Source organism: Sorangium sp. So ce302 (genome assembly GCF_051530145.1).
In the GTDB taxonomy this organism is placed as follows: domain Bacteria; phylum Myxococcota_A; class Polyangia; order Polyangiales; family Polyangiaceae; genus Sorangium; species Sorangium cellulosum_B.
The window spans coordinates 7933507-7957768 of sequence record NZ_CP150326.1 but is presented as its reverse complement, the minus strand read 5'-3'; the positions used below and the strand labels follow the sequence as shown (position 1 = coordinate 7957768).

Annotated in this window: 15 protein-coding genes; 10 read left to right on the top strand and 5 right to left on the bottom strand. The window is 71.0% G+C overall.

What is annotated here, in order from left to right:
- Positions 1-54: 54 nt before the first annotated feature.
- Both WME73_RS29995 and WME73_RS29990 read left to right on the top strand, forming a co-directional pair.
- Entirely contained in the window at positions 55-882 is an 828-nt protein-coding gene (locus WME73_RS29995) for an SDR family oxidoreductase (protein ID WP_437911765.1), read from the top strand.
- A 121-nt stretch (positions 883-1003) separates the two neighbouring features.
- Positions 1004-2224 carry a lanthionine synthetase C family protein gene (locus tag WME73_RS29990; protein WP_437911764.1) on the top strand — a complete coding sequence of 407 codons (1221 nt, stop codon included), beginning with the start codon at positions 1004-1006 and terminating at the stop codon, positions 2222-2224.
- A gap of 43 nt (positions 2225-2267) precedes the next feature.
- Here WME73_RS29990 and WME73_RS29985 read toward each other — a convergent pair whose 3' ends face one another.
- Positions 2268-3197 carry a hypothetical protein gene (locus tag WME73_RS29985; protein WP_437911763.1) on the bottom strand — a complete coding sequence of 310 codons (930 nt, stop codon included), beginning with the start codon at positions 3195-3197 and terminating at the stop codon, positions 2268-2270.
- A gap of 351 nt (positions 3198-3548) precedes the next feature.
- On the opposite strand from WME73_RS29985, the gene WME73_RS29980 reads away from it, so the two are divergent.
- On the top strand, positions 3549-6554 hold the full coding sequence (locus tag WME73_RS29980) for a PEP/pyruvate-binding domain-containing protein (RefSeq protein WP_437911762.1): 3006 nt from the start codon (positions 3549-3551) through the stop codon (positions 6552-6554).
- Between the two features lie 16 nt (positions 6555-6570).
- Here the strand turns inward: WME73_RS29980 and WME73_RS29975 are convergent, their stop codons facing one another.
- Positions 6571-7341 (bottom strand): hypothetical protein, encoded by a 771-nt coding sequence (locus tag WME73_RS29975; protein WP_437911761.1) that lies wholly within the window; start codon positions 7339-7341, stop codon positions 6571-6573.
- A 383-nt stretch (positions 7342-7724) separates the two neighbouring features.
- Here WME73_RS29975 and WME73_RS29970 point away from each other — a divergent pair, with 383 nt between their 5' ends.
- Positions 7725-8765: a Gfo/Idh/MocA family protein gene (locus WME73_RS29970; protein WP_437911760.1), complete on the top strand. Its 1041-nt coding sequence runs from the start codon at positions 7725-7727 to the stop codon at positions 8763-8765.
- 7 nt (positions 8766-8772) lie between these two features.
- Here the strand turns inward: WME73_RS29970 and WME73_RS29965 are convergent, their stop codons facing one another.
- Positions 8773-12228 carry an AgmX/PglI C-terminal domain-containing protein gene (locus tag WME73_RS29965; protein WP_437911759.1) on the bottom strand — a complete coding sequence of 1152 codons (3456 nt, stop codon included), beginning with the start codon at positions 12226-12228 and terminating at the stop codon, positions 8773-8775.
- 274 nt (positions 12229-12502) lie between these two features.
- On the opposite strand from WME73_RS29965, the gene WME73_RS29960 reads away from it, so the two are divergent.
- The gene (locus WME73_RS29960) at positions 12503-13186 is read left to right on the top strand and encodes a hypothetical protein (RefSeq protein WP_437911758.1); all 684 of its coding nucleotides are present in this window, start codon (positions 12503-12505) and stop codon (positions 13184-13186) included.
- A 51-nt stretch (positions 13187-13237) separates the two neighbouring features.
- Positions 13238-14332, top strand: coding sequence for a Kelch repeat-containing protein (locus WME73_RS29955; protein ID WP_437911757.1), 1095 nt, complete (start codon positions 13238-13240; stop codon positions 14330-14332).
- Positions 14333-14444: 112 nt separating this feature from the next.
- Here WME73_RS29955 and WME73_RS29950 read toward each other — a convergent pair whose 3' ends face one another.
- The gene (locus WME73_RS29950) at positions 14445-16499 is read right to left on the bottom strand and encodes an ATP-binding protein (RefSeq protein WP_437911756.1); all 2055 of its coding nucleotides are present in this window, start codon (positions 16497-16499) and stop codon (positions 14445-14447) included.
- 163 nt (positions 16500-16662) lie between these two features.
- Between WME73_RS29950 and WME73_RS29945 the strand changes: the two genes are divergently transcribed.
- Together WME73_RS29945 and WME73_RS29940 are read left to right on the top strand one after the other, a co-directional pair.
- On the top strand, positions 16663-17889 hold the full coding sequence (locus tag WME73_RS29945) for a sigma-54-dependent Fis family transcriptional regulator (RefSeq protein WP_437911755.1): 1227 nt from the start codon (positions 16663-16665) through the stop codon (positions 17887-17889).
- Between the two features lie 118 nt (positions 17890-18007).
- Positions 18008-18787, top strand: coding sequence for a hypothetical protein (locus WME73_RS29940; RefSeq protein ID WP_437739810.1), 780 nt, complete (start codon positions 18008-18010; stop codon positions 18785-18787).
- Between the two features lie 81 nt (positions 18788-18868).
- On the opposite strand, the gene WME73_RS29935 is transcribed toward WME73_RS29940, so the two are convergent.
- Positions 18869-20779, bottom strand: a complete 1911-nt coding sequence (locus WME73_RS29935; RefSeq protein ID WP_437739809.1) for a DUF4215 domain-containing protein — start codon at positions 20777-20779, stop codon at positions 18869-18871.
- A 269-nt stretch (positions 20780-21048) separates the two neighbouring features.
- Between WME73_RS29935 and WME73_RS29930 the strand changes: the two genes are divergently transcribed.
- Positions 21049-21795 (top strand): TVP38/TMEM64 family protein, encoded by a 747-nt coding sequence (locus WME73_RS29930; RefSeq protein WP_437911754.1) that lies wholly within the window; start codon positions 21049-21051, stop codon positions 21793-21795.
- Between the two features lie 630 nt (positions 21796-22425).
- A complete protein-coding gene (locus WME73_RS29925) occupies positions 22426-24171 on the top strand; it encodes a glycoside hydrolase family 5 protein (protein WP_437739807.1) in 1746 nt (581 codons plus the stop codon).
- Positions 24172-24262: the final 91 nt, after the last annotated feature.

Genomic DNA, 24262 nt, shown 5'->3' with positions numbered 1-24262 from the left:
AGGCGCGCGCGCGGTGGCCTTGCGCTCACCGCTGGAACCTGAGAGAGGAGCGCCGTGAACGGGAAGGTCTGCATCGTTACCGGCGGCAACACGGGCATTGGCAAGGAGACGGCCCGCGGCCTCGCTCAGCGCGGCGCGAAGGTGGTGCTGGCGTGCCGCGACACGGGCAGAGGGGAGGCGGCGCGCGACGACATCGCGCGCTCTACCGGCCACAAGGACGTGGAGGTGATCCCGCTGGATCTCGGGAGCAAGGCGAGCATCCGCGCCTTCGGCGAGCGGTTCCGCGCGGCGCACGAGCGCCTGGACGTCCTTGTGAACAACGCCGGGGTATGGCGGAGCTCGCGCGGCACGACCGAGGACGGGCTCGAGGCGACGTTCGGAGTGAACCACGTGGGGACGTGGCTGCTCACGCAGGACCTCCTCCCGCTCCTGAAGAAGAGCGCGCCGTCGCGGGTCGTGGTCCTGTCCTCGAAGCTGCACTACCGCGGCCGGATGGACTGGGAGGACCTGCAGTTCGAGCGGCGGAAGTACGGCACGACCGCGGCATACGCCCAGTCGAAGCTCGCGAACGTGCTCTTCACCAAGGCGCTGGCCCGGCGGCTCGAGGGCACCGGCGTCACGGTCAACGCCGTCCATCCGGGGGTGGTCAGGACTGACCTGATGCGCGATTATCCAAAGCTCCTTATGAAGCTCTTCAACCTGTTCCTGCTCACGCCCGAGCAAGGGGCCGAGTGCTCGCTGCACGTGGCCACGGCGCCGGAGCTGGCCGGGGTGACGGGCGAATACTTCGAGAAGAGCCGCATCAAGCCGGCGGCTGAGGCGGCGCTCGACGAGGCCGCGCAGGAGCGGCTCTGGAAGCTGACCGAGGCGCTGGCGGTGTAGAGGCCGCGCGGCGGCCTGTGGTCGAGCGCGACGCTCGCCCGAGGCGCCGGCAGGTCTCCTCCTCCGCAGCCGCTCACCCTCCTGAAAAGAGCTACACTCGCGGAGCAGGCAAAGGCACCGCATGCTGCACGAACCCGAACGCCACGAGGCATTGACATCCATCGCATGGGACGAGGACGTCGCGCGCGACGCCATCCAGGGCATCGTTCGCGACACCGAGGCGCGCTTCTCGGAAGACGCGTACTGGCCGCTGCACCCGAAGGACGTCGAGCCCGGCGACGACCCGAGCCAGCCGGCGCTGCCGCTCTACCACGGCGCTTCAGGCGTCATCTGGGCGCTGCGCTACCTGCATGCGGTGGGGGCGGCGCCGGACGCGAGGCGCTATACAGAGCAGCTCGACGAGCTCGTGCCACGCAACCGCGCATGGCTGGCCTCGATGCCGGGTGATGAGAGCGCCGCGTTCATGATGGGGGAAACGCCCATCCTCCTGATGGCGCAGGGCGAGCGGCCCACCGAGGAGCGAGCCGATCGGCTCGCGGCGCTCATCGAGCGCAACCTCGAGCACCCGGCGCGGGAGCTGATGTGGGGGGCGCCCGGCACCATGCTGGCGGCGTCGTTCCTGCACGAGCGCTTCGGCGACGCGCGCTGGGCCGATCTCTTCCGCCGCACCGCCGCGCGCCTCTGGTCGCAGCTTCAGTGGTCCGATGAGCACGGCTGCCATTACTGGTCGCAAGACCTCTACGGCCGCCGGAGCACCTATCTCGGCGCCGTCCACGGGTTCGTCGCGACCACGCGTGCGCTCCTCCATGGCCGGCACCTGCTGGACGCCGGCGACTGGGCAGCCTGGGAGCAGGTCATCGCCACCACGATCGGGCGGACAGCCACGCGAGAAGGCAAGATGGCCAGCTGGCCAGCGCAGCTGGCTTCACAAGGCGATGCCCCGTACCCCCGGCTGATGCAGTTCTGCCACGGCGCGCCCGGCTTCGTCATCTGTCTTGCCGAACTCCCCAGCTCCACGCTCGACGAGCTCCTTTGGGCCGCTGGCGAGGCGACGTGGGCGGCCGGGCCTCTTTGCAAAGGCTCGAACCTTTGCCATGGCACGGGCGGAAACGGCTACGCCTTCCTCAAGCTCCACGAGCGCACGGGCGACGCTCTCTGGCTGGATCGCGCGCGCGCCTTCGCGATGCACGGCATCCTGCAGACGCAGGAGGACGCGCGCCGGTACGGACAGCTGCGCTACTCGCTCTGGACGGGCGATCTGGGGTTCGCGATCTACCTCTGGGATTGCATCCGCGCCAAACCGGCTTTCCCGACGCTCGATGTCTTCTATCCGCCCGCGTAGCGAAGCCCTGGAGGCGCCGCGGCCTCGCTCGGCCCACTGCGTCTCAGGGGCAGCTCGGCCGCCAAGCGTCGTCGGCGAAGTACCTGGCGATGAGGTCGTGGAGCGGGCGATCGTAGTCGCGCAGCTCGGCCCGCGTGTTGATCTCGTTGTGGATCCCGTTCGTGGGGATCGCCTCGGTGTTGGCGTCGAACCAGGACTGGACCCCCTCGGCCCAGTATTCGTCCTTGTTCGTCGCCGCGTAGGTGTTCTCCCATTTCCCGGCCTGGAGCGCGGCATCGAAGACGTCCTCGAGCTCCCTGTTGAACGCCGGCTCGACGAAGGCGATGCCCATGATCGCGATGGCGTGCGAGAACTCGTGCACCAGGATGTCCTCGCCGAGGTACGGATCGCTCGGATAACACAGGACATTCTCCTCGGCGCAGGAGCTCGCGGGCCGGGCGGGGGTCGCGCCGAGGCCGCGGGCGCGCGTGTCCCAGTCCGTCCCCGGGAACGCCTCGTACAGGTCGCTGTGCTCGGGGATGTCGGTTGTCACCTCCGTCTCCGCCATCACGGCGACGCGCGTGTGGTTCTCGATCATCGCCTGACGCACGTCGTCGCGTTGGCCGAGCATGCGGACGACCACCGAGCAGGTGCGCAGCAGCGCCGCGTCTGGCACCTTCTCGGAGCTGATGACGGGAATCCCCGCGGAGTCGACGTACTTCCTGTAGAAGGGGTCGAACCCCAGCTCGGGCGGCACCTCCGAGACGCTCCCGCACTCGCCCTCGGGCTCTCCTCCTCCTCCTCCTCCGCCGCCGCCGGCCCCGGCGCCCGTCGCGGCGCTGGAGGTCGCGCCCTCGGCCGCGCTCGAGCTGGCCTCCGCGGCGCCGCCGGAGCCGCCGCTGCCGGCTGGACCCGCGCCGCCGCCGCCCGCGCCACCCTCGTCGGGCGGCGACTCAGAACAGGCGGCCAGGGCGCAGGTGAGGAGAGCGATCAAAGCAACTCGTCCATGCACGCTTTCACGCATGCGCGCGAGGCTACAAGAGCTCAAGCCAGCATCCAAGGCGCGAGCCGGCTGAATGCGCAGTTGACCGTGTCAGCCGGCGCGGCCCCCTGGCGCTGACGGCGCAGGAGCTGGCACAGCCCGGCGCACGGCGAGCCACGCCGTGCGGCCGAAGGACTGGATTCCACGAGCTTTCTGCGCCGCGCCAGGCGCCGGTGCGTGCGGCACGCCGCATGCTGTCGGAGCGGGCATGACGGTGCAGGAACGACGGGAGCATGCATGATGGAGCGCTCACCCAGCGATCGCGTTCACCCTTGGCCCCAGCCGCGCGTGGGTGCGGCTCTCTTGTCGCTCGCCCTTGGCGTCGGCTGCTCGGGCGAGACCCAGCTCCCGACGGAGGAGCACCCACCAAAGCCGGAGGTGTGCGACTTCGAGCTTCCCGTGGCCGCCGCGCCTGCGCTGAGCGGCGATCTTCGGATCAACGAGGTGATGACCGGCAACGACGGCGCCTGGGTCGACGAGGTCGGCGAGACGGACGATTTCATCGAGCTGATGAACATCGGCCAGCGCGCGCTCGATCTCGGGGAGTACGCGCTGAGCGACAAGTCCGGCAAGGCGACGCGGCTGCCGAAGATGGCGCTCGGGCCGGGGCGAACGGTGCTGCTCTGGGCCGACGACGCGCCGGAGCAGGGCCCGCTGCACCTGCCGTTCAAGCTCTCGAATTCGGGCGCGCGCGTGGCGCTGTGGTCGGCGTCGTGCGAGCTCGCCGACCTGGTGAATGTGCCGGAGCTGCCGCGGTCCGAGAGCTACGCGCGCTTGCCCGACGGCACGGGCGAGCCGTCGATCTGCCGCTATGCCACGCCCGAGCGAGAGAACGGCGAGACCTGCGGTCCGCCGGATCCGCCGAACCTCGACGACAGCATCCGCTTCGCGCCTTTCCAGTGGCCCGAGCCGTTCCCGGCCATCGCCGGGCCGCTGGTCATCTCCGAGCTCTCGCTGCGGCCCGCGGGGTTCGTCGAGGTGCTGAACGCGAGCGGCGCGCCCGTCGCGCTCGACGGCTTCGCGCTGCGCCTCGCGGCGCTCTCTCCGGGGCAAGCGCTGCCCGGCGCCGATGCGGGCGTGCTGCTCGCGTGGCCCGAGCCGTCCGCCACGCTCGCACCGGGGGAGCGGTTGAGCGTCCCGGTGAGCGCGAGCGACACGGCCGAGATCGAGGCCTCGCCCGATTTCGAGGGCGTGGCGACGCTGTGGCGCGAGGACAGCCCGGAGCCGAGCGATCGCGTCGACTTCATGGCCTGGCCCGAGGGCGCGTCGCTGGCCCGCGTGCCCGACGCCGACGGGGCGCCGCGCTTCTGCGGGGCGGCGAGCCCCGGCGCCGCGAACGAGGGCTGCGCCGAGCTCCCGGGGCGTGAGCTCGCGAGCGGGCGCACGCACCGGCTGGAGACGGCGGCGGACTTCGCCGAGCTGGCCGAGGGCGGCACCGCGGTCGGTGAGCTCGGCGTCAAGTTCGTCATCGACATGGCCGCGAACGACACGGTGCACCTCCTGAGCACGCGCGATTGGGCGCTCCACTACACCTTTGTCCGCGAGCAGATCCGGAAGGAGCCCCACCTCGATCGCTGCGATCCCGAGCAAGCCGCGGAGTTCAACGTCGGCTGGGGCTTGTTCAGCCAGACCGAGTACTTCCGGTCCGAGGGCCGTCGCTACCTCCTCGGCACGCTGGTCGAGCACACCAACGGAGCCAAGACCGTCGAGTTCTCGCCCGGCGACCAGATCGTCGGCGAGCAGATGCGGCGCGCGTTCTTCGCGGCGATGAAGGCGGTGCCCGACCCGGAGGCGTGGGCGATACGGCCCACCGAAGGGCGCCAGATCCTCGAGCTGCGGGCGATCGAAGGGACCGCGCCCATCGTGGGGCCGAACGCGCCGTACAAGGGGCTCACGTACCAGTCGCTGAACCCGGCCGAGGGCTTTGGCACGCTGACGTTCGTCCCGGCGCGCGATCTGGAGGCGGCCGAGCTCGGGCCGAACGTGATCGTGGTGACCGACGACGTGCCGAACGAGACCGCGTTCGTGGGCGGCCTCATCACCGAGGCGTTCCAGACGCCGCTCGCGCACGTGAACGTGCTGGCGCGCGGCCGGGGCACGCCGAACATGGCCCTGCGCGGCGCGCGCGACGACGAGCGCCTCAAGGCCCTATTCGGCAAGCTGGTGCGGCTCGAGGTGCGCGCGTCGGACTTCGACATCCGCGAGGCCACCGCGCAGGAGGCGGACGCTTACTGGGAGAAGCGCAAGCCGACCGGCGCGCGGCTCTCGCCGGCGCTCGACCTCTCCGTGCGCGGGGTCGTGCCGCTCGACGCCGCGGGTTACGCCATGGGCGACAGCATCGGCTCCAAGGCGGCAGGCATGGCCGAGCTGTACCGCGTGAGCGGCGTGGGGCAGTATTGCCCGCTCGACCTGCTGCCGCTGTACGTGCCGCCCGCCGCGTTCGCGATCCCGTTCTCGCACTACATGGATCATTTCGAGGCGAGCGGCGCGGCGGAGCTCCTGGCCGAGCTCGAGCAGGATCCCGAGTTCCGCGCCGATCCGCACGCGCACGCCGAGGGCCTGGCCGAGGTGCGGGCGCGGATGCTGGCGCACCCGGTGGACCCGGCGATCTTGAGCGAGGTCACGGGCGCGATCGAGCAGCGCTTCGGCGGCGACCGCGTGCGCCTGCGCAGCAGCAGCAACACCGAGGATCTCGCGACCTTCAACGGCGCGGGCCTGCACACGTCGACGAGCGGCGACCTGGACGCCGAGTCGAGCTCCATCGAGGAGGCGCTGCGCACCGTCTGGGCGAGCCTGTGGAACACGCGCGCTTACGACGAGCGCGAGTTCGGCCACGTCGAGCAGGCGCGCGCGGCCATGGCCGTGCTGGTGCACCAGGCCTGGCAATCCGAGCGCGCGCAGGGCGTGGCGATCAGCCGCAACGCGCTCGACGCGACCCGCGACAGCCAGTACTACATCAACGCGCAGATCGGGGAGGCCTCGGTCACCAACCCCGCGCCCGGCGTGACCAGCGACGAGATCGTGTACACGCCGCCGCCTCGCACGATCAAGGCGGAGTACCACACGCGCTCGAGCCTGTCGCGCGGGCGCGACGTGCTGTCGTTCCCGGAGGTCCAGCGGCTCGGGTGCGTGCTCGAGGCCGTCCACGCTCATTACCGGCCGCTGGTGGACCCGGAGGGGGAGAACCGGCTGTACGCGATGCAGATCGAATGGAAGCTGATCGGCCCGGAGCGCCGGCTGCTGGTCAAGCAGGCGCGGCCCTACAGCTTCGGCACGCTGGAGGCGCCAGGCGACTGCCGCGAATACTAGGCTCGACGCCTCCCTCTCATTCGAGGAAGACCGTGATCGGCTGCAAGCTCATGGTGGTCGAGCGGTTCGCCGGATCCGTGAAACAGGATGGGTGATAGATGCCGTTCTTGGGGGCGATGGGGTCGCAATAGCTGTCACACGGGCCAAGGAGCTGGATCGCCCCGCACGGTCGGATGGAGCCAGTCGTCTCGTCGATGTGCCCGGCGGCGCAGTCGCGAAGCGCCGCGCGTGAGCTCGCATCGTTCTCTGGAACATGGCAGGCATAGAGCGCCGGCGAGCTCCCGTAGATGTTGCCCCAGAACGCACCCTCCTCCCTCGTGAACGTGGACAGCTCCGGCGAGTTTTGTTTGTTGATCGCCTTGGTGGGTCCACGCGAAGAGAGCACGACGGGGACCCTGTAGTAGTTGGTGCGCGCCGCCAGGCACGCCGAGACCCAGCGCTGTCCGTCACCATCGAGCGGGATCCACGCCCAGCTCCTCGCGAGTCCGAGCACGCCTGTGTAGATCTCGTCGTGATAGACGCCAGAGACGTCGATCCACCCGAAGCGGAACGATTGCGAGCTTTCGAGGGCGCATTCGACGGCGTACCTCAGGTGCTCGCGTGAGAGGGCGCCGTTCGGCCCGGGGTCCAGGATCGCGGTCAGCGCCTGCGAGCCAAGGGCGATGAGGCTCAAGGCGCCGACAGCCAGCGCGTTGGGGTTCAGCGCGTTGGGATTGAGCGCGTTGGGGTTCAGCGCGTTGGGGTTCAGCGCATTGCCGGCCTCGAGCGCGCTCTGCGCTTCGCCCAAGGGCGCTTCCAGCCACTCTCCGTCCTCGCCGCATCCGGTTCCGGCCAGAACGATGAGCGGTATCAGACCTGCCATGGTATTTCGAGCCATATCAGTCCCCCACTGAAAGGCTGCAATTCTGGTAATAATGGCAGAGTTTACTGAGGGTGTCGAGCGAGCGGGTCGAAGTCGTGGCGTGACGTCCGATGGACAGACGTCTGGAGCGTGAGGGGGACTTCGATGGCGTGCTCTGTCCCGCCTGTTCCGCCCCCTGGTCGATCTCGGGTACGTCATTGGCGGCGAGGAGATCGCGGGGCGCTCGGCGCCTCGGCGGTTCCGCCGGTGCTTGCCGAGCGTTTACAGGCGCGCCGTCGACCGTTAGTTTCGCGAGCAGCGAGGTGCCCATGTCCACATCTGCCGAAGGTCCGACGTCCGACGAATCCCTCACCCCCGTGCGCTGGGGCGTCCTCGGGGCGAGCAACTTCGCGTTGACGGTCAGCCTGCCCGGCATGAAGCGTGGGCCGCTGACCGAGCTCGCCGCGCTGGCGTCTCGCGACATCGACAAGGCGCGCGAGGCCGCGCGGTCGCTCGGGATCCCGAAGGCGTACGGCAGCTACGATGAGCTGCTCGAGGATCCGGAGATCGATGCCGTCTACAACCCGCTGCCCAACCACCTGCACGTGACGTGGACGGCGCGCGCTGCCCGCGCCGGCAAGCACGTCCTGTGCGAGAAGCCGATCGCGCTCAGCGCGAAGGACGCCGAGGCGCTCGTCGACGTCCAGCGCGAGACGGGCAAGCTGATCGCCGAAGCGTTCATGATCCGCAACCACCCGCAGTGGCAGCAGGCCAGGGACTGGGTGCGAGGCGGCCAGATCGGCGACCTGGTCAGCGTCCAGGCGGCGTTCTCGTATTTCAACCGCGACGCCACCAACATCCGCAACAAGAAGGAAGTCGGGGGCGGCGCGCTCTACGACATCGGCTGCTACGCGGTGAACACGTCGCGCTTCCTGTTCGGACGCGAGCCCGTGCGGGCGATCGCGCTCGTCGAGCGCGATCCCGAGTTCGGCACCGATCGCTTGACCTCGGGCCTTGTCGACTACGGCGGCGCGCACCTGACGTTCACGTGCAGCACGCAGGCGGTGGCCTACCAGCGCGTGAACGCGCTCGGTACCAGGGGCCGCCTCGAGATCGAGATCCCGTTCAACGCCCCCGCCGACCAGCCGTGCAAGGTCTTCCTCGATGACGGCTCGACGCTGAACTGCAGCTCGGCCAGGGTCACCTCGTTCCCCGCCGTCGACCAGTACCACCTGCAGAGCGAGGCGTTCTCGCGCGCCATCCGCACGGGCAGCCCGGTCGAGAATTCGATCGAGGTCGCGGTGGGCAACATGCGGGTCATCGACGCGCTCTTCCGTTCCGTCGAGAGCGGGCGCTGGGAGAGGGTCTAGCGGCGCGTCAGCGCGTGACGGCGCCGAGCTCCACGAAGGCTCCGTCGGTCATGACCACGAAGGGGCGCTCGTCGAAGGTCAGACCGCCCTTGCCGTCGTGGTCGACGATCTGCAGCTTGCCCATGCCGTAACCCATCGGGCCGCGCGCGTAGTAGTGCGCCTGCAGGGTGTACCGGCTGGCCCGGTGCTCCCGGGGCGCGCGGATGGTGAAGCACTCGGGCCCGTAGCCGGTGGTCACGTCGGCGTAGAGGCGCCCGCCGCCTGGCAGCGTCGGGTCGCCGTAATAGGCGTGGCCGCCGCGGTCGTCCCGGATGTGGAAGTCGACGTCGTTGGCGTCGGTCTCCCAGTTCAGCACGAAGCGGAGCGAAGGCGCGCTCTCGAGCGCGGCGCCGGCCTTCGCGAGCCGGGCCAGGATGGCCGCCCGGCGCGCGGGCTCCGCCTTGAGCCACGCCGCGGCGATCAGGCCGAGATCCTCGCGCAGGATGCTCTCCACGCCGACGAAGCGCCCCGGCGGGTAGCGGCGCGCGACGCCCGCCGCGAGCGCGTCGAAGGCGGCGGCGTGCTCGCCCCGCTTGAGTCGGGCGAACGCGAGCAAGCGGTGGCTCGCGGGGTGGTCGGGGCGCTGCTCGCGCGCCTTCTCGTACGTGTCGACCGCCAGCTCGAGGCCGGCGCCGCCCGCGAGCCGCTCGAGGCGCGCGCCGGTGAAGCGGCGGAGGTCCGCGCGCGCCGGGAACAGATCGATGAGCGAGCCGTACGCGCGGGCGGCGCCCGGCGTGTCGCTCGCCGCCTCGAGCGCCTCGCCGAGCGCGACGAGCGCGAGCACGTCGCCGGGGGCCTCCGCGTGCCAGGCCCGGGCGTCGCGCACGGCGGCCGGCGCGTCGCCCCGGGCGAGGGTGTCGTGGATCTGCTTGAAGCGGCCGGTATACGGCTCCGATCGAGGGGGCGCGGCGTCGTCGGGCGCGTCGGGCGCATCGAGGGCGTCGGGGGCGGGCGCCGCGTTCGGGGGCGGCGCGAACGCGATCGGGAACACCACGTCGACGCTGCCGCCCTCGGGCGCGGGGAAGGTGAGGTCGCGGAAGGCGCGGACCACGCAGGAGACCGCGGCGCTGTCGGGCAGATCGGAGCCGCCGTCGCGCGCGTTGACGAGCGCGCCGCGCGGGTCGATGGTGAAGCGCACGGTGACGCGGCCTTGCAAGCCCGCGTCGCGCAGGAGCCCGCGCTCGTAGCAGAGGCGGAAGCGGCCGAAGTTCTGGCGGACGATGCGCTGGATCACCTCCGGCGGGAGGCGGCCGCTCACCTGGGTGGCGCCCATGCGGACCTGCGGCGCCCTGGTCCGGTGGCTGCCAACGAGGCGGCCGTGCCCGCTGCCGAAGCCCTGGCCGGCGCCCGCGGCCGGCGCGGCCGTCGCCGCGGGCGCGGCGGCCCCGCTCCCGCTGCCGCGGCCCACGGCGCCGATCTGGCCGAGGCCGATGCCCTCGCCGCGGCCGCCGGCGCCCTCGGCGATGCCCGTGAGCCCGAGCCCGCCCGCGCCGAAGGACTCTTCGAGGCGCGCGCCGGCAGGAGGTCCCGGCGGCGCAGGGGGCGGGCGCAGGGCCGCGGCCTGGCCGACGGGAGCACCGGCGTCCAGGCCGGCGAGCGGCGCGGCGCCCCACAGCTTCCCGGCCTGCGGCCGCGAGCGCCGCTGCACGGCGACGCGGCCGCCCTCCACGGTCAGGATGTCGGAGAGCCCTCGCCGGGCGATGTCGAAGCGCGCGTAGTCGTGCTCGGTCTCCAGCACGAGCAGCGCGGTGTACGGGCTCAGCACCCGGTGCGCGATCGAGAGATCGATGATCTGCTTGCGGATCGCGTTCTGGTCGCCCCCGGCGCCCTCTCGGGCGAGGAGGCCGTCGATCTTCGCCCGGGCCCAGGAGCGCTCGAGCAGCGGGCGCTCCACGCCGCGGAGGTCCGGCGTCGTGGTGCGGCCGTCGACCGTGAGCCGGACGGGCAGCTCGGCCGGCACCTCGGCGTAGACGAGCGCCTCGTCGCCGGGCTGCACGCCGTTCAGGGTGCGGGGCCAGACCCAGCGCGCGCCCTCGATGTTCACCGCGATCCCCGAGCGCGTGGCCGAGCCGAGGCGCCGCTCGATCTCGGCGGCGCCGCGCGCGCCGTCGACCACGGCGCCGTCGCGGGGCAGGCCCGCCGCGACGAGCTGCCGCAGCGCGGCCTCGTCGCGGAGGCCGCCGAGCGCGACCGCGTCGAGCCGCTCGATCCCCGCGCCCCGCAGCGCCGCCGCGGCGCCGCGCAGCGCGCCCGGCGCGACCTCGCCCGCCGTGGCGATGCCGTCGGAGAGCAGCACGACGCGGCGCTGGCCGCGGGCGCGCGCGCGTTCGCCGGCCCAGCGGAGCGCGCGACCGAGATCCGAGGCGCCGAGCGCCTGCCGCTCGCGGATGCGCGCGAGCTCCGCCTCGCCGAACGCCGCGGCCGCGCCGTCGAAGACGGGGGTGACGGCCTGATCGTAGCAGGCGACGGTGAGCGGCGCGCCCGGGCCGCCTGCCTGGGCGACCGCCCGCGCGAGGGCCGCGAGCGCGCCGAGCTGCTCCTCGAGCCCGAGCGCGCGTGATGCGCTCGTGTCCACGAGGATCACCGCGGAGGCGAGCGGATCGGGCCGCGCGTCCACCGGAGCGTTCACGCGGGCGAGCACGAGCTCGCCGCTGCGCAGGCCGCCGCGCGCCTCGGTCGACGTGAGCCGCGCGGGATCCACCACGAAATCGGCCTCGGGCGCGGCGTCGTTCCGGCGCAGCGCGTGGACGGGCGCGGCGGCGCCGGCGACGGTGGCCTCGATGTCGAGGCGGCTCACCGTGGGCAGGCCGCGCAACGGGACGGCGAAGGGCGCGTCCGGGCGGAGCTCCTGGGAGTACGACAGGACGATGTGCTTCACGCCGCGCGCCGGGATGGGGAAGACCCGCGCGCTCACCTCGTTGCCCGCCGCCTGCTCGAGCAGCGCAGGGTCCTGCTTGCGGTGGAGGAAATCCTCGTACGCCTCGCGCGCGCGCTGGCGCTCGACGACCTCGCCCTCCTGCCACCGGTCGTCGATCTTCATGGCGAGGCGCCCGACGCTCGCGCCGGGCGGCAGCGTCACGCTGAAGGTGCCCTCGAGCACGCGATCCTCCGGGTTCTCGAAGGTGAGGTGCAGCTCGGCGAGCGCGAGCGGCGCCTCGATCACCGCGCGGCCGGTGAGCGCGACGAGGCGCAGCCCGGTGCCGTCCGCGGCGGTGAGCCGGAACGGCGCGGCCTCGGCGCGGCGCGCCGCGACGGCGACGGCCGGCGCGGCGGGCAGGGGGCGCGGCGCGGCAGGCCCGGGCGCGCGCGAGAGCGAGGCGGGGGTCGCCGGCGGCGAGGGGCTGTCCGCGCAGCTGAGGAGGGCAGGGACGAGGGCGGCGATCGCGGCGAGCGCAGCGCGGCTGCGGAGGAGGGCTCTAGGCACGGGGGATCTCCGGTCGTTGCGCGGTGGGCCGAGCCTGAGCGCGGGCCCGCCAGCGGTGGGGCAGGGCGATCGACAACCCGGGCGGGCCCGAGGTTCCCGCCTCGGCGAGCGCGGCCGAGCGGCGAATCCCACGGCGTGGTCGGTGCGGCGTGGAGACGCAGGGGACTTGCATCCTCTCGACGGACAGCATCACCGCGGGGGCGCGACAGGGGCGCCAGCGCCGGCATCGAGACATGTGTGCAGCGTGCGCTTGCACTAGATTGCTGCGCACCTCATGCAGCTCCTGAACCTCCCTCCCGCCGAGCGCAGCTCGCTGCGTGTGCCGGGCGCGCCGTCGAGGCGCTGCCGGCTCCTCCCCGTCTTCCTGCTGGCGCTCGCGGCAGCCGCGTGCGGTGGCGAGCGCGGGGGCCACGACCGTACGCGTGATGGCGGCGCCGGCGGCGCCGGCGGCGACGGCGGCGCCGGTGGCAACGGCGCCGCCGGCGATCAGGGCGGAGGCGCCGGGAGCGCGGGCCAGGGCGGCGCGCTTTGCCACGACTACACGCGCTTCGACGCCGGGCGCCCCGTGGGTTTCCGGACGGAGGTGCTGCCGCTCCTGCAACGCTCCTGCGCGACCGGCGCTGCTTGTCACGCCGACACGCGCGGCGACCCGACGCGGCCCTACCTGGGACCGACCGCGAGCACGCCGCCGGCGCAGGTCAGCGCGGAGGAGCTCGCCGCCATCCGCGAGCAGAACGTGAACGTCGACTCCGGAGAGGCCTCCGGGATGAAGCGCGTGGCGCCGGGGGACCCGGAGCACAGTTACGTCATGCACAAGATCGATGGAACGCTCGAATGCGAGCTCGTCTTGTGCGACGAGGGCTGTGGCCTCGCGATGCCGCCGACGCTGAAGCCGCTCTCGGCCGACGAGAAAGACACCGTTCGCCGCTGGATCGCTCATGGCGCCGCGATCGATTGAGGAGGAGGCCGCCGGCGCTCGATGGCTTCACTGAAAAGGAGATCCGTCACGATGTTTCACAGGAACGGTTCGCTGTGGTTCACACGGTGCATGCTCGCCGCGGCGAGCGCTCTGGCAGTCCTGGGTTGCGGCGATGGCGATGACGAGCAGCTGCGGCCGGTCCCGACGCCCTCAGCGTTCCGCACGCTCCCCACGGTCCCCACGGGGGAGGCCCGGGAGCTCGATCTGCCGCGGGCTCAGCCCCCGCGCCGCTATCCCGACCTGCCCGAGGCCGTCAGCTCCTTCGGCGCCGCCCTCGCCGACGACACGATCTATACCTACGGGGGGAACCTCGGAGGAGGCTTTGCGGCCGAGCACCAGTCGACAGGGTTCCGGCGGCTCTCCCTCGCGCAAGGCGGCGCCTGGGAGGACCTCGGGGCCGTGGAGCACCTGGAGAGCATCGCGCTCGTGGCGCACGGCGGCTTCATCTACCGTATCGGCGGCCTCCGCGTGGACAGCGCCATCGACGAGCCGGAGGTCCTCACCTCGGTGGCGACGGTCCAGCGCTACGATCCGCGCGAAGGGACGTGGCAGGCCATGCCGGACCTGCCCGAGGGGCGCTCCGGGCACGGGGCCGTGGTGGTGGGGGACCGGCTGTACGTCGTGGGGGGCTGGACGCTCGCGGGGCCCGGCGAGCTGCTGACCCGGGGCGTCGTGCTCGACCTCTCGACGCCCGACGCGGCGTGGGTCCCCCTGCCCGAGGCGCCGTTCACGCTCCGCTCGCTGGGCGTCGCGAGGCGCGGTGACACGATCTACGCGCTCGGCGGCGTCGGCGAGGGGATGGCGTTCTCGGGCGAGGTCTACCGGTTCGACACGAAGACCGAGGCCTGGTCGCCGGGCCCGGCGCTCCCCTCGGAGATCCCGATTGCGGGCTTCGGCGCGACGGCGTGCAACGACGAACAGGACCTCTACATCAACATCGCCGACGGCCTCTTCCGGCTCAACGCGGCGGGCGACGGCTGGGAGCCCGCGGGAGCCCTGGAGTTCACGCGGTATTTCAGCCCCCTCATCTGTCCTGGCGACGGCGAGGTGATCGTCCTCGGCGGGCGATCCGCGGCGGACAACGAGCTGACCGCATCCGTCGAGTCCGTCGACGTGGCGCAGTAACGGCCGCGCGCCGAGCGCAGGAGCGCCGGCTCATAAAGTGGAGCTGGCTCCAGTTTGCTGGAGTCGTGCAACCCGTCGGGCATGCGTGAGGAGCGGGTTGGCCTCCCTGGCTTCAGCGCGTGACCGGGATCGTGCAGGAGAACGTCGTCCCGGCGCCGAGCTCGCTATCGACCGAGATCTGCCCCCCGTGCGCCTCGACGATGCCCTTGACGATGTACAGCCCGAGCCCCGCGCCCGCGCAGCGCGCCGCCCGCCCTTGCCAGTAGCGATCGAACAGGCGCGGGATGTCTTCGGGCCGGATCCCCGTGCCCGTGTCGCTGACGGACAGGCGCACATCGGGCCCCTGGCGCTCCGCGCCGATCGTGATCTCCCGTCCTTCGGCGGTGAACTTCAGGGCGTTGCCCACGAGGTTCGACAGCACCTGGAGCATGCGGCCACGGTCGCAGCCGAGCTCCAGGCCGCTCCCCGGAAGGAGGGTGTGGAGCTGGATCCGCTTCTGCTCGGCGAGCGGCGCGAGCATCTCGGTGACCTCGCGCACGAGCGAGCCCACCTCGCACGGCTGGATGTCCAGCTTCAGGCCCTTCGCCTCGATGATCGCGGCGTCGAGCAGCTCGCCGAGCATCTCGACGGTGCGCTCCGCGGCGCGCTTGATCTGCCGCGCCCGATTGCGGATCGCCTGCCCCGCCGCGTCCGCCGGTGCCGATCGCTCGAGCAGGGACGCGGCCAGGATGATCGACGACAGCGGGTTCCGGAGGTCGTGCGCCGCGATGGCCAGCGCCTCCTCGCGGAGCCGCCGCGCCCGCTGCTCGGCCTCGTAGAGGCGCGCGCGCTCCAGTGCCTGCGCGCACTGCAGGGCGAGCGTCGTCATGAAGCGCCGGTCGTCCTCGCTGATCCGGCAGGTGTCGCGGTACGTGACCCCGAGCACCCCGATGGTCACGTCGCCCAGCGTCATGGGGACGCAGATCAGGGTCTTGGCCCAGTCGCCTACCGGCGTGTCCGGATAGGCAGCCTGATACGCCGCGAGCGACTCGAAGATCAGCAGCTGGCCCGTGCGGATGCAGTCGACGACAGCCATGCGCGCGGACATCGGAATGCGGCGCAGGCGCGCGACCACGTCCTCGGGGTAGCCGGGCGCGCGGAGGACCTCGATCATGTCGTCCTCCGCGAGGAGCGCGACGTACCCCGCGTCGGCGTAGAGCGCGGCGAGCCCGAGCGAGAGGACCACCTCGGCCACCTGCGCGGGCGTCACCGCGCGCGAGAGCTCGGACGTGAACGTCTGGAGGCGCGCGACGCGCGCCTCCGCCAGCTCGACCCGGATGCGCGCGACGCGCTCGCAGGCGAGCGCCCGCTCCCGCGCCTCCTCGGCCCGCTTGCGGCGCTCGATCTCGTTCACGACCTCGACGACGTACAGCGGCGCCCCCGCGCGATCGCGGGCGAGCGAGCGCGTGACCGCGACCCAGAGCATCGACCCGTCCCGCCGCACGCAGCGCTCTTCGGTGGTGGAAGAGGGGATCTCCCCATCGCCCAGCGCATGGACGTGCCGGAGCGCTCCCTCCGCGTGGTCCGGGTGCCGGAGATCCCGGGCGCGGAGCGCAAGCAGCTCCTCGACCGTGTATCCGAGCAGCTCACAGAGCTTCGGGTTCACGCGGAGCAAGCGGTCGTCGAGGGAGACGTGGGCCATCCCCACCGCCGCCTGATCGAAGGCCGCGCGGAACCGCTCGTCGCTCGAGGCGCGCGCGACGTTCGCCGCGCGCGCCTCGAGCAGAGCGCGGACGGCCGTCATCAGGAGCCGGCTCTCGGTCGGCCATGCGCGCGAGCCGGCACGACAGCAATCGTACGCGGAACCGTACGCGGAGCCGCACGTCGAACCGAGCGTCGAATTCGACGTCGATGGCTGACCGACGGCCGCGTTGGGCCGGCTGGCGTGCAACACCGGAGTGGCCGCCGCGCCCAGCGCCGCCTGGAGGCGCTGGCAGAGCTCGCACCGCTCGCCGTCCGGCAGATCGACGCCGATGAGCACCAGGTCCGGCGGTCGATGGGCTCTTCGCAGGCTCTCCGCGACCGTCGCTGCGAGCTCGACCCGCAGCCCAGCGGCCTCGAGCGTGCGGCGGATCTCCTCTCGTTGGGCCTCGTCATGATCGACGATCAGGACGGTAGGTGCCTGCATACGGTCCGCGCTCTTCCTTGGGAGAATGGAGAATTGAAATAGCTCACTTCCTCGCGGCTCGCCTCTCGAGGAGGCGTGTCGAGGGTACGAACTGTGCAAGATCCCGGAGCAGAATCGCGGACGATGGCGGACGCAACCGCGCGCTCGAACGAGGGGTGGGCTCATGGCAGCGTGGCTGGAATCAGCGCTCGAGGCGGGGCGCCTCTATCGCTCGATCGGCGTCCTGGAGGCGGAGCAGCTGCGTCCTCACGTGCACCGCGCCTGGGTGCGCTCTCACGGGGGAGGGGCCGATCCGCGCCGCCCCAAGGCCGAGTTCCTGAGCGCGCTCGACACCGAGCGCCTGCGCGAGCGGCACCAGGACCTCATCCTCGCTTCCGAACCCTACCTTCACGCGCTCAGCCAGGCCTCGGGCGACGAGCGCCATGCGGTCATGGTGGGGGACGCGCGGGCGGTTCTCCTGGATGTCCGCGGTGACGAGCAGACGATTCACGGCCCCGAACGGGTGCCCGGTCCGGGCGCGTTGCTCGAGGAGAGCGTCTGTGGCGCGAACGGCGTCGGTACGGCGCTCGCCGAAGATGGCTATACGGAGCTCGTGGGGCCGGAGCATTTCATTCAGGGATTCCATGTCTTCACGTGCCATGGGCTCCCGCTCCGGGACGGCGATGGGGCGGCCATCGGCGTGCTCAGCGTCTCGGTCAGGAGACCCGAGATTGGCTGGCGTCTCCGCGAAATTATGCTCTGCGCCGCGCGCGCCATCGAGATGGATCTCCTCGCCATGCGGCTCGAGCGGGACATGGATCGTCTGCTCACTGCGCGGGACGTGCCCATAGAGGAGCTGCGGCGGTTGCTGCAGGACATCCTCCAGGCACGGGCCGCCGCGCGGCTCAGGATCGATCTCGCCGCGGATCAGCTCGCCGGGAGCGTCCTCGCCCAGACGCGCGATCTGCTCCACCTCGCCGCCAGCGTGCTGCGCCGCTTCCAGCGCTCCGCTGCGCTGTGGCGGGCGCTCGCGCTGGGCGAGGCGGCGGCGCCGCGCCCGGTGGCGCTCGACGCGCTGATCCGCGATCTCGCGGAGCTGCTGGAGGTCGAGTCGGCTGTCTGCGACGTCACGACCAGCATCCAGGAGCTCGAGCCCGTGGTGGTCCAGGCGGACCACGACACCCTGGCGCGCGGGCTCTTTCGCGTGCTGGTGAGCGCCATCCGGGCTGCGCGCCGCGGCGCCGTGCACCTCGCGCTCCGGGCGAGGCCGACGGGCGGAGAGCTGTGCCTCACGCTCTCACCCGGCGCGGGGGTCGCCCCGCGCGCGCCGCGCCCCGTGCGGGTGCTGGTGCCGGCACACCCGGGAGCTCCGGAGCGCGCGGCGAGCGATCTCTCGGGGTGCATGGCCTGAGCCGGCACCATCGCCGATCGAACGGCGTCGTCCCGGCGATCCGATTCTTGCTCCGCGCGCCGCGAGCGTATCGACGCGCGTTATGCTCGCCCGTCTTTTCGCTTGGAGGAGGTCCAGCATGAGTCGATCAGCGCTTGTCAACGTCGGGTTCGCGGCAATGTTCCTTGCGGCGGCGCCGCTGCTCCCGGCGTGCGCCGTCGGTCCGGACGGCACGGAAGAAGCGGAGTCCACCGGCCGCGCGAGCATCGCCCTGGTGGCGCAGACCAACGGGCACGTGTACCGGCTGAGCAACGCGATCTTCAGGATCGAGGGGCCGATCGTCACGTACCTCGGCACCTCGGATGATCCGGGCGAGACGGTGCTCAGCGCGGCATTGCCCACCGGCGATTACGCGAGCACCCTGGAGCAGGGCTGGGTCTTGCAGCGCGATGACGGGGGCACGTTTGTGCCCGTGCAGGCGACGCTGCTCACCCCTCCCACCGTCTCATTCGCTATTTACGATGGGGCCGTCACGCCGCTGGTCTATCAATTCCAGACGGACGGCACGATCATCACCATCGGGGATGGGCAGCTGGACATTTCCATCGAGGTGACCGAGGTCGGCGGTGGCGGCGCGTGCACGCCGTTCGGCGCCGGCTGTAGCGGTGGCGAGTGGTGTGCCCCAGGAGCGCTGCTGGGAGGGGTTCCGGCCTGCCTCCCGGGAGGCACCATCCCCGTAGGAGGCACCTGTGGAGGCGTCGAGGGGTGTGTGTCCAACGCCGCGTGCGGCGACCTGACCGGGGAGGGCCTCACCTTCACCTGCATCGAGCTCTGCCCGGGGAGCAGCTTCGGCGCGCCGTGCGCCAGCGGCGGGAGCTGCGTCGACATCGGCTACCCGGAGTTCGGGATCTGCTTCTGAGCGGGGTTCGCGGCGATCGTCGCCGGGAGCGCGCGGGCGGCTTCCGGCGACGATCGCATCGGGCGGCGACCCTCCGTCGGGTCAGCGCGGAATGAGGTTGCGGCAGCCGCTGCCGCAGGCGTCCCCGTCGCGGTTGTTGCCGTCATCGCACTCCTCCACGGCCTGGACGACGCCATCGCCGCAGTACTCGCCGAGCTTGCAGTCCTGCGCGCACTCGCCGTAGCCGCCGTCGTTCACGCCGTCGTCGCACTCCTCGCCCAGGCTGACGACGCTGTCGCCGCAGACGGGCTTGCACTCGCTGCGCGCCGTCGCGAAGCCCTGCAGCGTGAGCTTGAACGTCGATGCCGCGGTCTGGCGCTCGGCGTGGAACACGGCGATCTGGTAGACGCCGCCGTCCGTCAGGCCGAGGTCGACGTTCCGCGGCTGGATGACATCGTCTTCCTCCGTCGCGTAGGTCACCCTGCCTCCCCCGTTGGCGTTGATGACGAGGCGCCCGTTGACGGCGCTATGGATGCCGCCGACGTCGACCGCGAGGCGATCGTTGATGAACACCCACACATCGTCGTCGCCGGTGAAGTCGAGCTCGTACTGCTCGCCCGCGTTGTACTGGAACCAGTAGCGGATCTCGCTCGTGAAATGGAAGTTGTGCTTCGGGCTGCCCTGCTCCTTCAGCCAGTCGCCGCCGCCGTAGCTCGGGAAGATGTCGGCCGCGACGCGCTCGGCCGCCGGGGTGAACGGATCGTCGTCGACCGGGAAGAAAAGGGGGCTACCGTCGTAGGTCTCCTCGATATACCGCGCCCAGTAGACCCCGTCGCGCACGTTGCAGCTGTGGAACTGCTCGCTGTGGATGTCGCCGCACTGCGGGGTGGCCTGGGCCGACGAGGTGCACTCCTCGTCGTTCACCTCGTTGCCCACGTTGCCGCAATAGTGCTCGCTCTCCTGGGACAGCAGGGTCCACTGCTCGCCGTCCTCGCCCCAGCGGTTCACGAAGCGGCCGTCGCCGGTGTCCCAGAGCGTGAGGGTGGTGACCGTGGTGCTGTTGGTGCCGGGCACGTCGTGGTACCACTGGGCGAAGGTCTGCGCGCTATTGACCAGGCTGTTTGCGGTGGTCATGTACGTCGGCTTCTTCTCGGCGTCGAGCCGGGGCGCGACCATGTTGAAGACCGGCGTGCTGCGGCCGGGACCATCCGGCTCGAAGTCGGGGTGTGCCTCCTTGAAGTCGCGGAAGACGACAGGCACGGCCATCGATCCCGAGGGCTGGGGGACGGCGCAGGTGTAGCCCGGCTCCTCCGTGCACGTCGCGGAGCAGCCGTCGCCGTCGATGTTGTTGCCGTCGTCGCACTCCTCGCCCAGCACGAGGCCATCGCCGCAGAGGGACGCGCAGGAGCCCGAGGAGCAATCGGGCTCGGCCTGGCAGCTCGAGGAGCAGCCGTCGAAGGGCATCGTGTTGCCGTCTTCGCAGCTCTCCGCGCCCTCTTGCGTCTTGTCGCCGCAGGTCGTCGGCGTGCAGGCGCTCGGGCTGCCGCTGCACTTGAAGCCGACCTCCACCTTGCAGGTCGGCGAGCAGCCGTCGGCCGCCTCGGTGTTGCCGTCGTCGCAGAGCTCCGGGAACACCACGGAGCCGTCACCGCAACGCGCGATGCGCGTGCAAGCGACCCCGGGCAGCGGGCACGACCAGCCGAGCTCGACCGAGTGACAGTCCGCCGCACAGCCGTCATCCCCCACGGCGTTTCCGTCGTCGCACGCCTCGTCGTTGGTCAGGCCCCCGTCGCCGCAACGGAACGCGCTATCGCCGTCGCCGATGTCCGATCCGCTCCCCGTGGTGTCGCCGTCGCCGAGATCGCCGCCGGTGGTGGTGGTGGGATTGTCCCCGCCGCCACCGGGGCCACCGCCTCCGGAAGGGCGGTCGGCGCTCGCAGAGCAGCTCGCCACCAGGGCGGCGCAGCTCGTGATGAAAATGGTTGAACCAAACCACGAAGATCGAGGACGCATGACCTGCTCCTTCCGGTTGCCCGGGACCTCTCGGGGATGCGTGAATTGGCGACAGTCTCCCACGCGGGTGCCCTGAATTCGAGCCCTTCCTGCGCGCGTCGCCGCCTCCAGGTCTGTTGGATAAGGCGACTCCCCCTGTGCGCGGACAAATCCTGAACCAGCGTCTCTTTCGCCCGAGGGCGGACCGCGTGAGGGACGTATACTCGCGCGCCGGCCGGCTCGCTCCTCCTCGCAGGGCGGCCGGCCCGTCACCGGACCTGGAGCGCTGCATGTCGCGATCGTCTGACTCGACCCGTCCTCCGGGGAGCGCACGCCTCCCCGGCGCGACCGCGCGCCCCCGGCGCTCCTGGCCCGGGTGGGCCGGCTTCTCCGGCCTGCTCCTCCTGGTCATCCTCGTGCCGTTCTTCCTCTTCGCCGACAGCCTCGAGGCCGCGGCGCGAAGGCTGCTCGCGGCGCCTCCTTCGCCCATTGCGACGGCGCTCGTCCTCGGCGGATTGCTCGCTGGCGATATCGTCCTGCCGGTGCCATCGAGCCTGGTGAGCACGGCGGCGGGCGGGCTTCTCGGCTTCTGGCGCGGGACGGCGGTCTCCTGGGCGGGCATGATGGTGGGCTCGGGGCTGGGTTATCTGGTCGGCGCGCGCGCGGGCGCGCCGGCCTTGCAGCGGATGGTGGGTGAGGCGGAGCTCGCGCGCCTGACGCGGGCCGCCGAGCGGCACGGCCGCTGGTTCCTGCTCCTCTTCCGCGGCGTGCCCGTGCTCGCGGAGGCGTCTCTCGTCTTCGCGGGCGCGGGCCGCATGCCCTGGCGCGCGTTCGTCACGGTGACGGCCCTGGCCAACCTGGGCATCTCGGCGACCTATGCCGCGGTGGGCGCCTCGGCCGCGCGGCTCACGTCCTCCCTGCTGCTGCTCGCTGGGATGGTGCTCCTGCCGGGGCTCGCGCTGCTCCTCGTGCGCCTGCCGGAGCGCTGGCGGAGACCGCGAGGGGAGGGCGAGGGCCGCGGAAGAGGAGGGGAGTAGCGTTACCCGCTCAGCCGCCGGCACACCCGCCGCCGTCAGGATCGATGAAGGCCGGAGCAGCGCGTCGACGCGTCGACGCGTCGCGTGCCCCCGTGACAGGCATCGTGGCGAGTCGTGGTCTTTCAGCGTGCCTTTTCCATTGACGAGCTCTGCCGATGTCCCCTTTCGTCGAGTTTGACGCTGTGCGCAGGATGGATGACGCTGCGCACCTATCGAATGACGCTGTGCGCCCTTCGGGAGCGCAGGGCGCCCAGGTGGTTCGGCAATTGATGTGCAATTTGAAAGTCAAGCGCCTCGTGGCGCTCGCCCCCTCGTGCAGCGCTCCTGCAGGATCCCGTTGGAGGAGAGCGCCTCCTGCGATCCGCCGTCGTGGGAAAACACCGCCCTATCGATAATTGGCCTCGGCATCGGGGGTGCGTCTCGTCTTGACCCTCTGTTTGGTGGCGGGTAACATGCGAGCCCGGTTGGCAACCCGTCGGTGTTGCTTGATTGCGAATTCTGCGCAGGGTCGACTGTAGAGCGCGACCAACCGTTGATCTGGCTGAGATTGTCTTACGGACGAGCCTTGGGGGTTGTCGCTCGAAGCAGTGCGCCGTGCTCTGAATTTGTGCTTAACGAAAGAACGAACCTATGAGAATCCGAAGAAGCCATATCTTCTTGTGTTCCTTCGCCGCCCTTGCTCTGATGGGCATCGCCTGCGGTGGTGATGGATCGACCGCGGCGACCGGGGGAGGGCTGACGGGCTCCGGCGGCGCGGGCAGCGGCAACGGCTCGGGTGCGGGCAGCTCGGTGGGCAACGGCAGCGGCGCGGGCACCACGGTGGGCAACGGCAGCGGCGCGGGCAGCTCGGTGGGCAACGGCAGCGGCGCGGGCAGCTCGACGAGCAGCGGCGACACCAGCGGCGCCGGCGCTGGAATCCCGAGCGGCAGCGGCAGCGGCAACCCGGACGCGAAGCCGACGCCGGACACCGACGACTCACCGAACGGGAGATTCCGCGTCAACCTCGACAACGGCCGCCTGACGCAGGACGGCACGGAGATCCAGGTTCGCGGCGGCAACTGGTTCGGGCTCGAGGGACAGGACGATCTCGAGCGCCCCGGCGCCATGGAGCTCTTCATCGGGTCGATGTGGTGGGCGGAGAACAACGCCCCGCGCACGATCGCGGACACGATGAAGGAGCTCACCAGCTCCAACCTCAAGTTCAACACGATCCGGCTCCCCATCGCGCCGCAGACCCTGGTCGCCAACCACCCGGACGGCAACTACAGCACCACCTCGCCCCGGATCAAGAACAACGACCCGGACGTCTACCCGTACGCCAACGCGTACGAGGCGCTCGAGGACTTCCTCAAGCAGGCCAGCGCGAACAATCTGAACGTCATCATCGGCATCCACTCCTGCTCGAACCACCTCGGGTGGCGCGCGGGCAGGCTCGACGATAACAAGCCCTACGTGGACAGCGATCGCGAGAACTACGATTACAAGGCGGACGACTACACCTGCCTTACGGGCGAGGACGCCTACAACTACGACAAGTGGCTCGCGGACATCCGTAAGATTGCGCAGCTGCCCAAGAAGCTCAACATCAAGAACATCATCGGCATCGATTGCTTCAACGAGCCGTGGAAGTACAGCTGGCCCGAGTGGGCGGACATGGCCAAGGCCTGCTACGACGTCATCGCCGAAGAGAACGACGACATGATCGCGGTGGTCCAGGGCGTGTCCGGCAGCCACCAGCCCGCGGGCGCCAGCGGCCTGACGCTGGAGCCGGAGCCCCACGGCGATGAGAACCTCAACCCGAACTGGGGTGAGAACTTCTACGGACAGACGGCCTACCCGATCCAGATCCCCAGGAATCGGCTCTGCTTCTCGCCCCACACCTACGGGCCTGCAGTGTTCGTTCAGAAGCAGCACGTCGATCAGTCCAAGCCCGAGTGCGTCGGGCTCGAGGACGAGGCGGCCGCCAAGGCCGGGTGCGGGCTCATCCTGGAGCGGAGCAACGCAGAGGCCGTCGCGAAGCTGGAAAAGCAGTGGGACGAGCACTTCGGGTTCCTGCACGACCAGAAGTTCTGCGTGATCACCGGCGAGTTCGGCGGCGTGAAGGACTGGCCGAAGAACGAGATGGACCCGGCGCTGGCCCAGCAGTGGGCGCACCTGCCTGCCGGCAAGCGCTACGACTGGGAGTGGCAGAACATGTACGTGGATTACCTCATCAAGAAGAAGATGACGGACTTCACCTACTGGTCCATCAACCCCGAGTCGGGTGATACGGGTGGTATCTACAACCACAAGTACACCGATGCGGACAAGTCGGGCTGGGGCACCTGGACGGGGCTGGACACCGAGAAGGTCGAGATGCTGGCCCGCCTCAAGTAGGCCGAGCCGCTGACGAAGAAGACCGCCCGCAGGCCTGGACCTGCGGGCGGTTCTCTTTTGTGACTTCAGCCCACCTCTGCACCATGCCGAG

Bases quoted from the DNA above. Each gene is read 5' to 3' on its own strand.
- WME73_RS29960 (WP_437911758.1), top strand. From the start codon at position 12,503: ATGCAGCTCCTGAACCTCCCTCCCGCCGAGCGCAGCTCGCTGCGTGTG.
- WME73_RS29925 (WP_437739807.1), top strand. From the start codon at position 22,426: ATGAGAATCCGAAGAAGCCATATCTTCTTGTGTTCCTTCGCCGCCCTT.
- WME73_RS29955 (WP_437911757.1), top strand. From the start codon at position 13,238: ATGTTTCACAGGAACGGTTCGCTGTGGTTCACACGGTGCATGCTCGCC.
- WME73_RS29990 (WP_437911764.1), top strand. From the start codon at position 1,004: ATGCTGCACGAACCCGAACGCCACGAGGCATTGACATCCATCGCATGG.
- WME73_RS29930 (WP_437911754.1), top strand. From the start codon at position 21,049: ATGTCGCGATCGTCTGACTCGACCCGTCCTCCGGGGAGCGCACGCCTC.
- WME73_RS29950 (WP_437911756.1), bottom strand. From the start codon at position 16,499: ATGCAGGCACCTACCGTCCTGATCGTCGATCATGACGAGGCCCAACGA.
- WME73_RS29970 (WP_437911760.1), top strand. From the start codon at position 7,725: ATGTCCACATCTGCCGAAGGTCCGACGTCCGACGAATCCCTCACCCCC.
- WME73_RS29945 (WP_437911755.1), top strand. From the start codon at position 16,663: ATGGCAGCGTGGCTGGAATCAGCGCTCGAGGCGGGGCGCCTCTATCGC.
- WME73_RS29940 (WP_437739810.1), top strand. From the start codon at position 18,008: ATGAGTCGATCAGCGCTTGTCAACGTCGGGTTCGCGGCAATGTTCCTT.
- WME73_RS29935 (WP_437739809.1), bottom strand. From the start codon at position 20,779: ATGCGTCCTCGATCTTCGTGGTTTGGTTCAACCATTTTCATCACGAGC.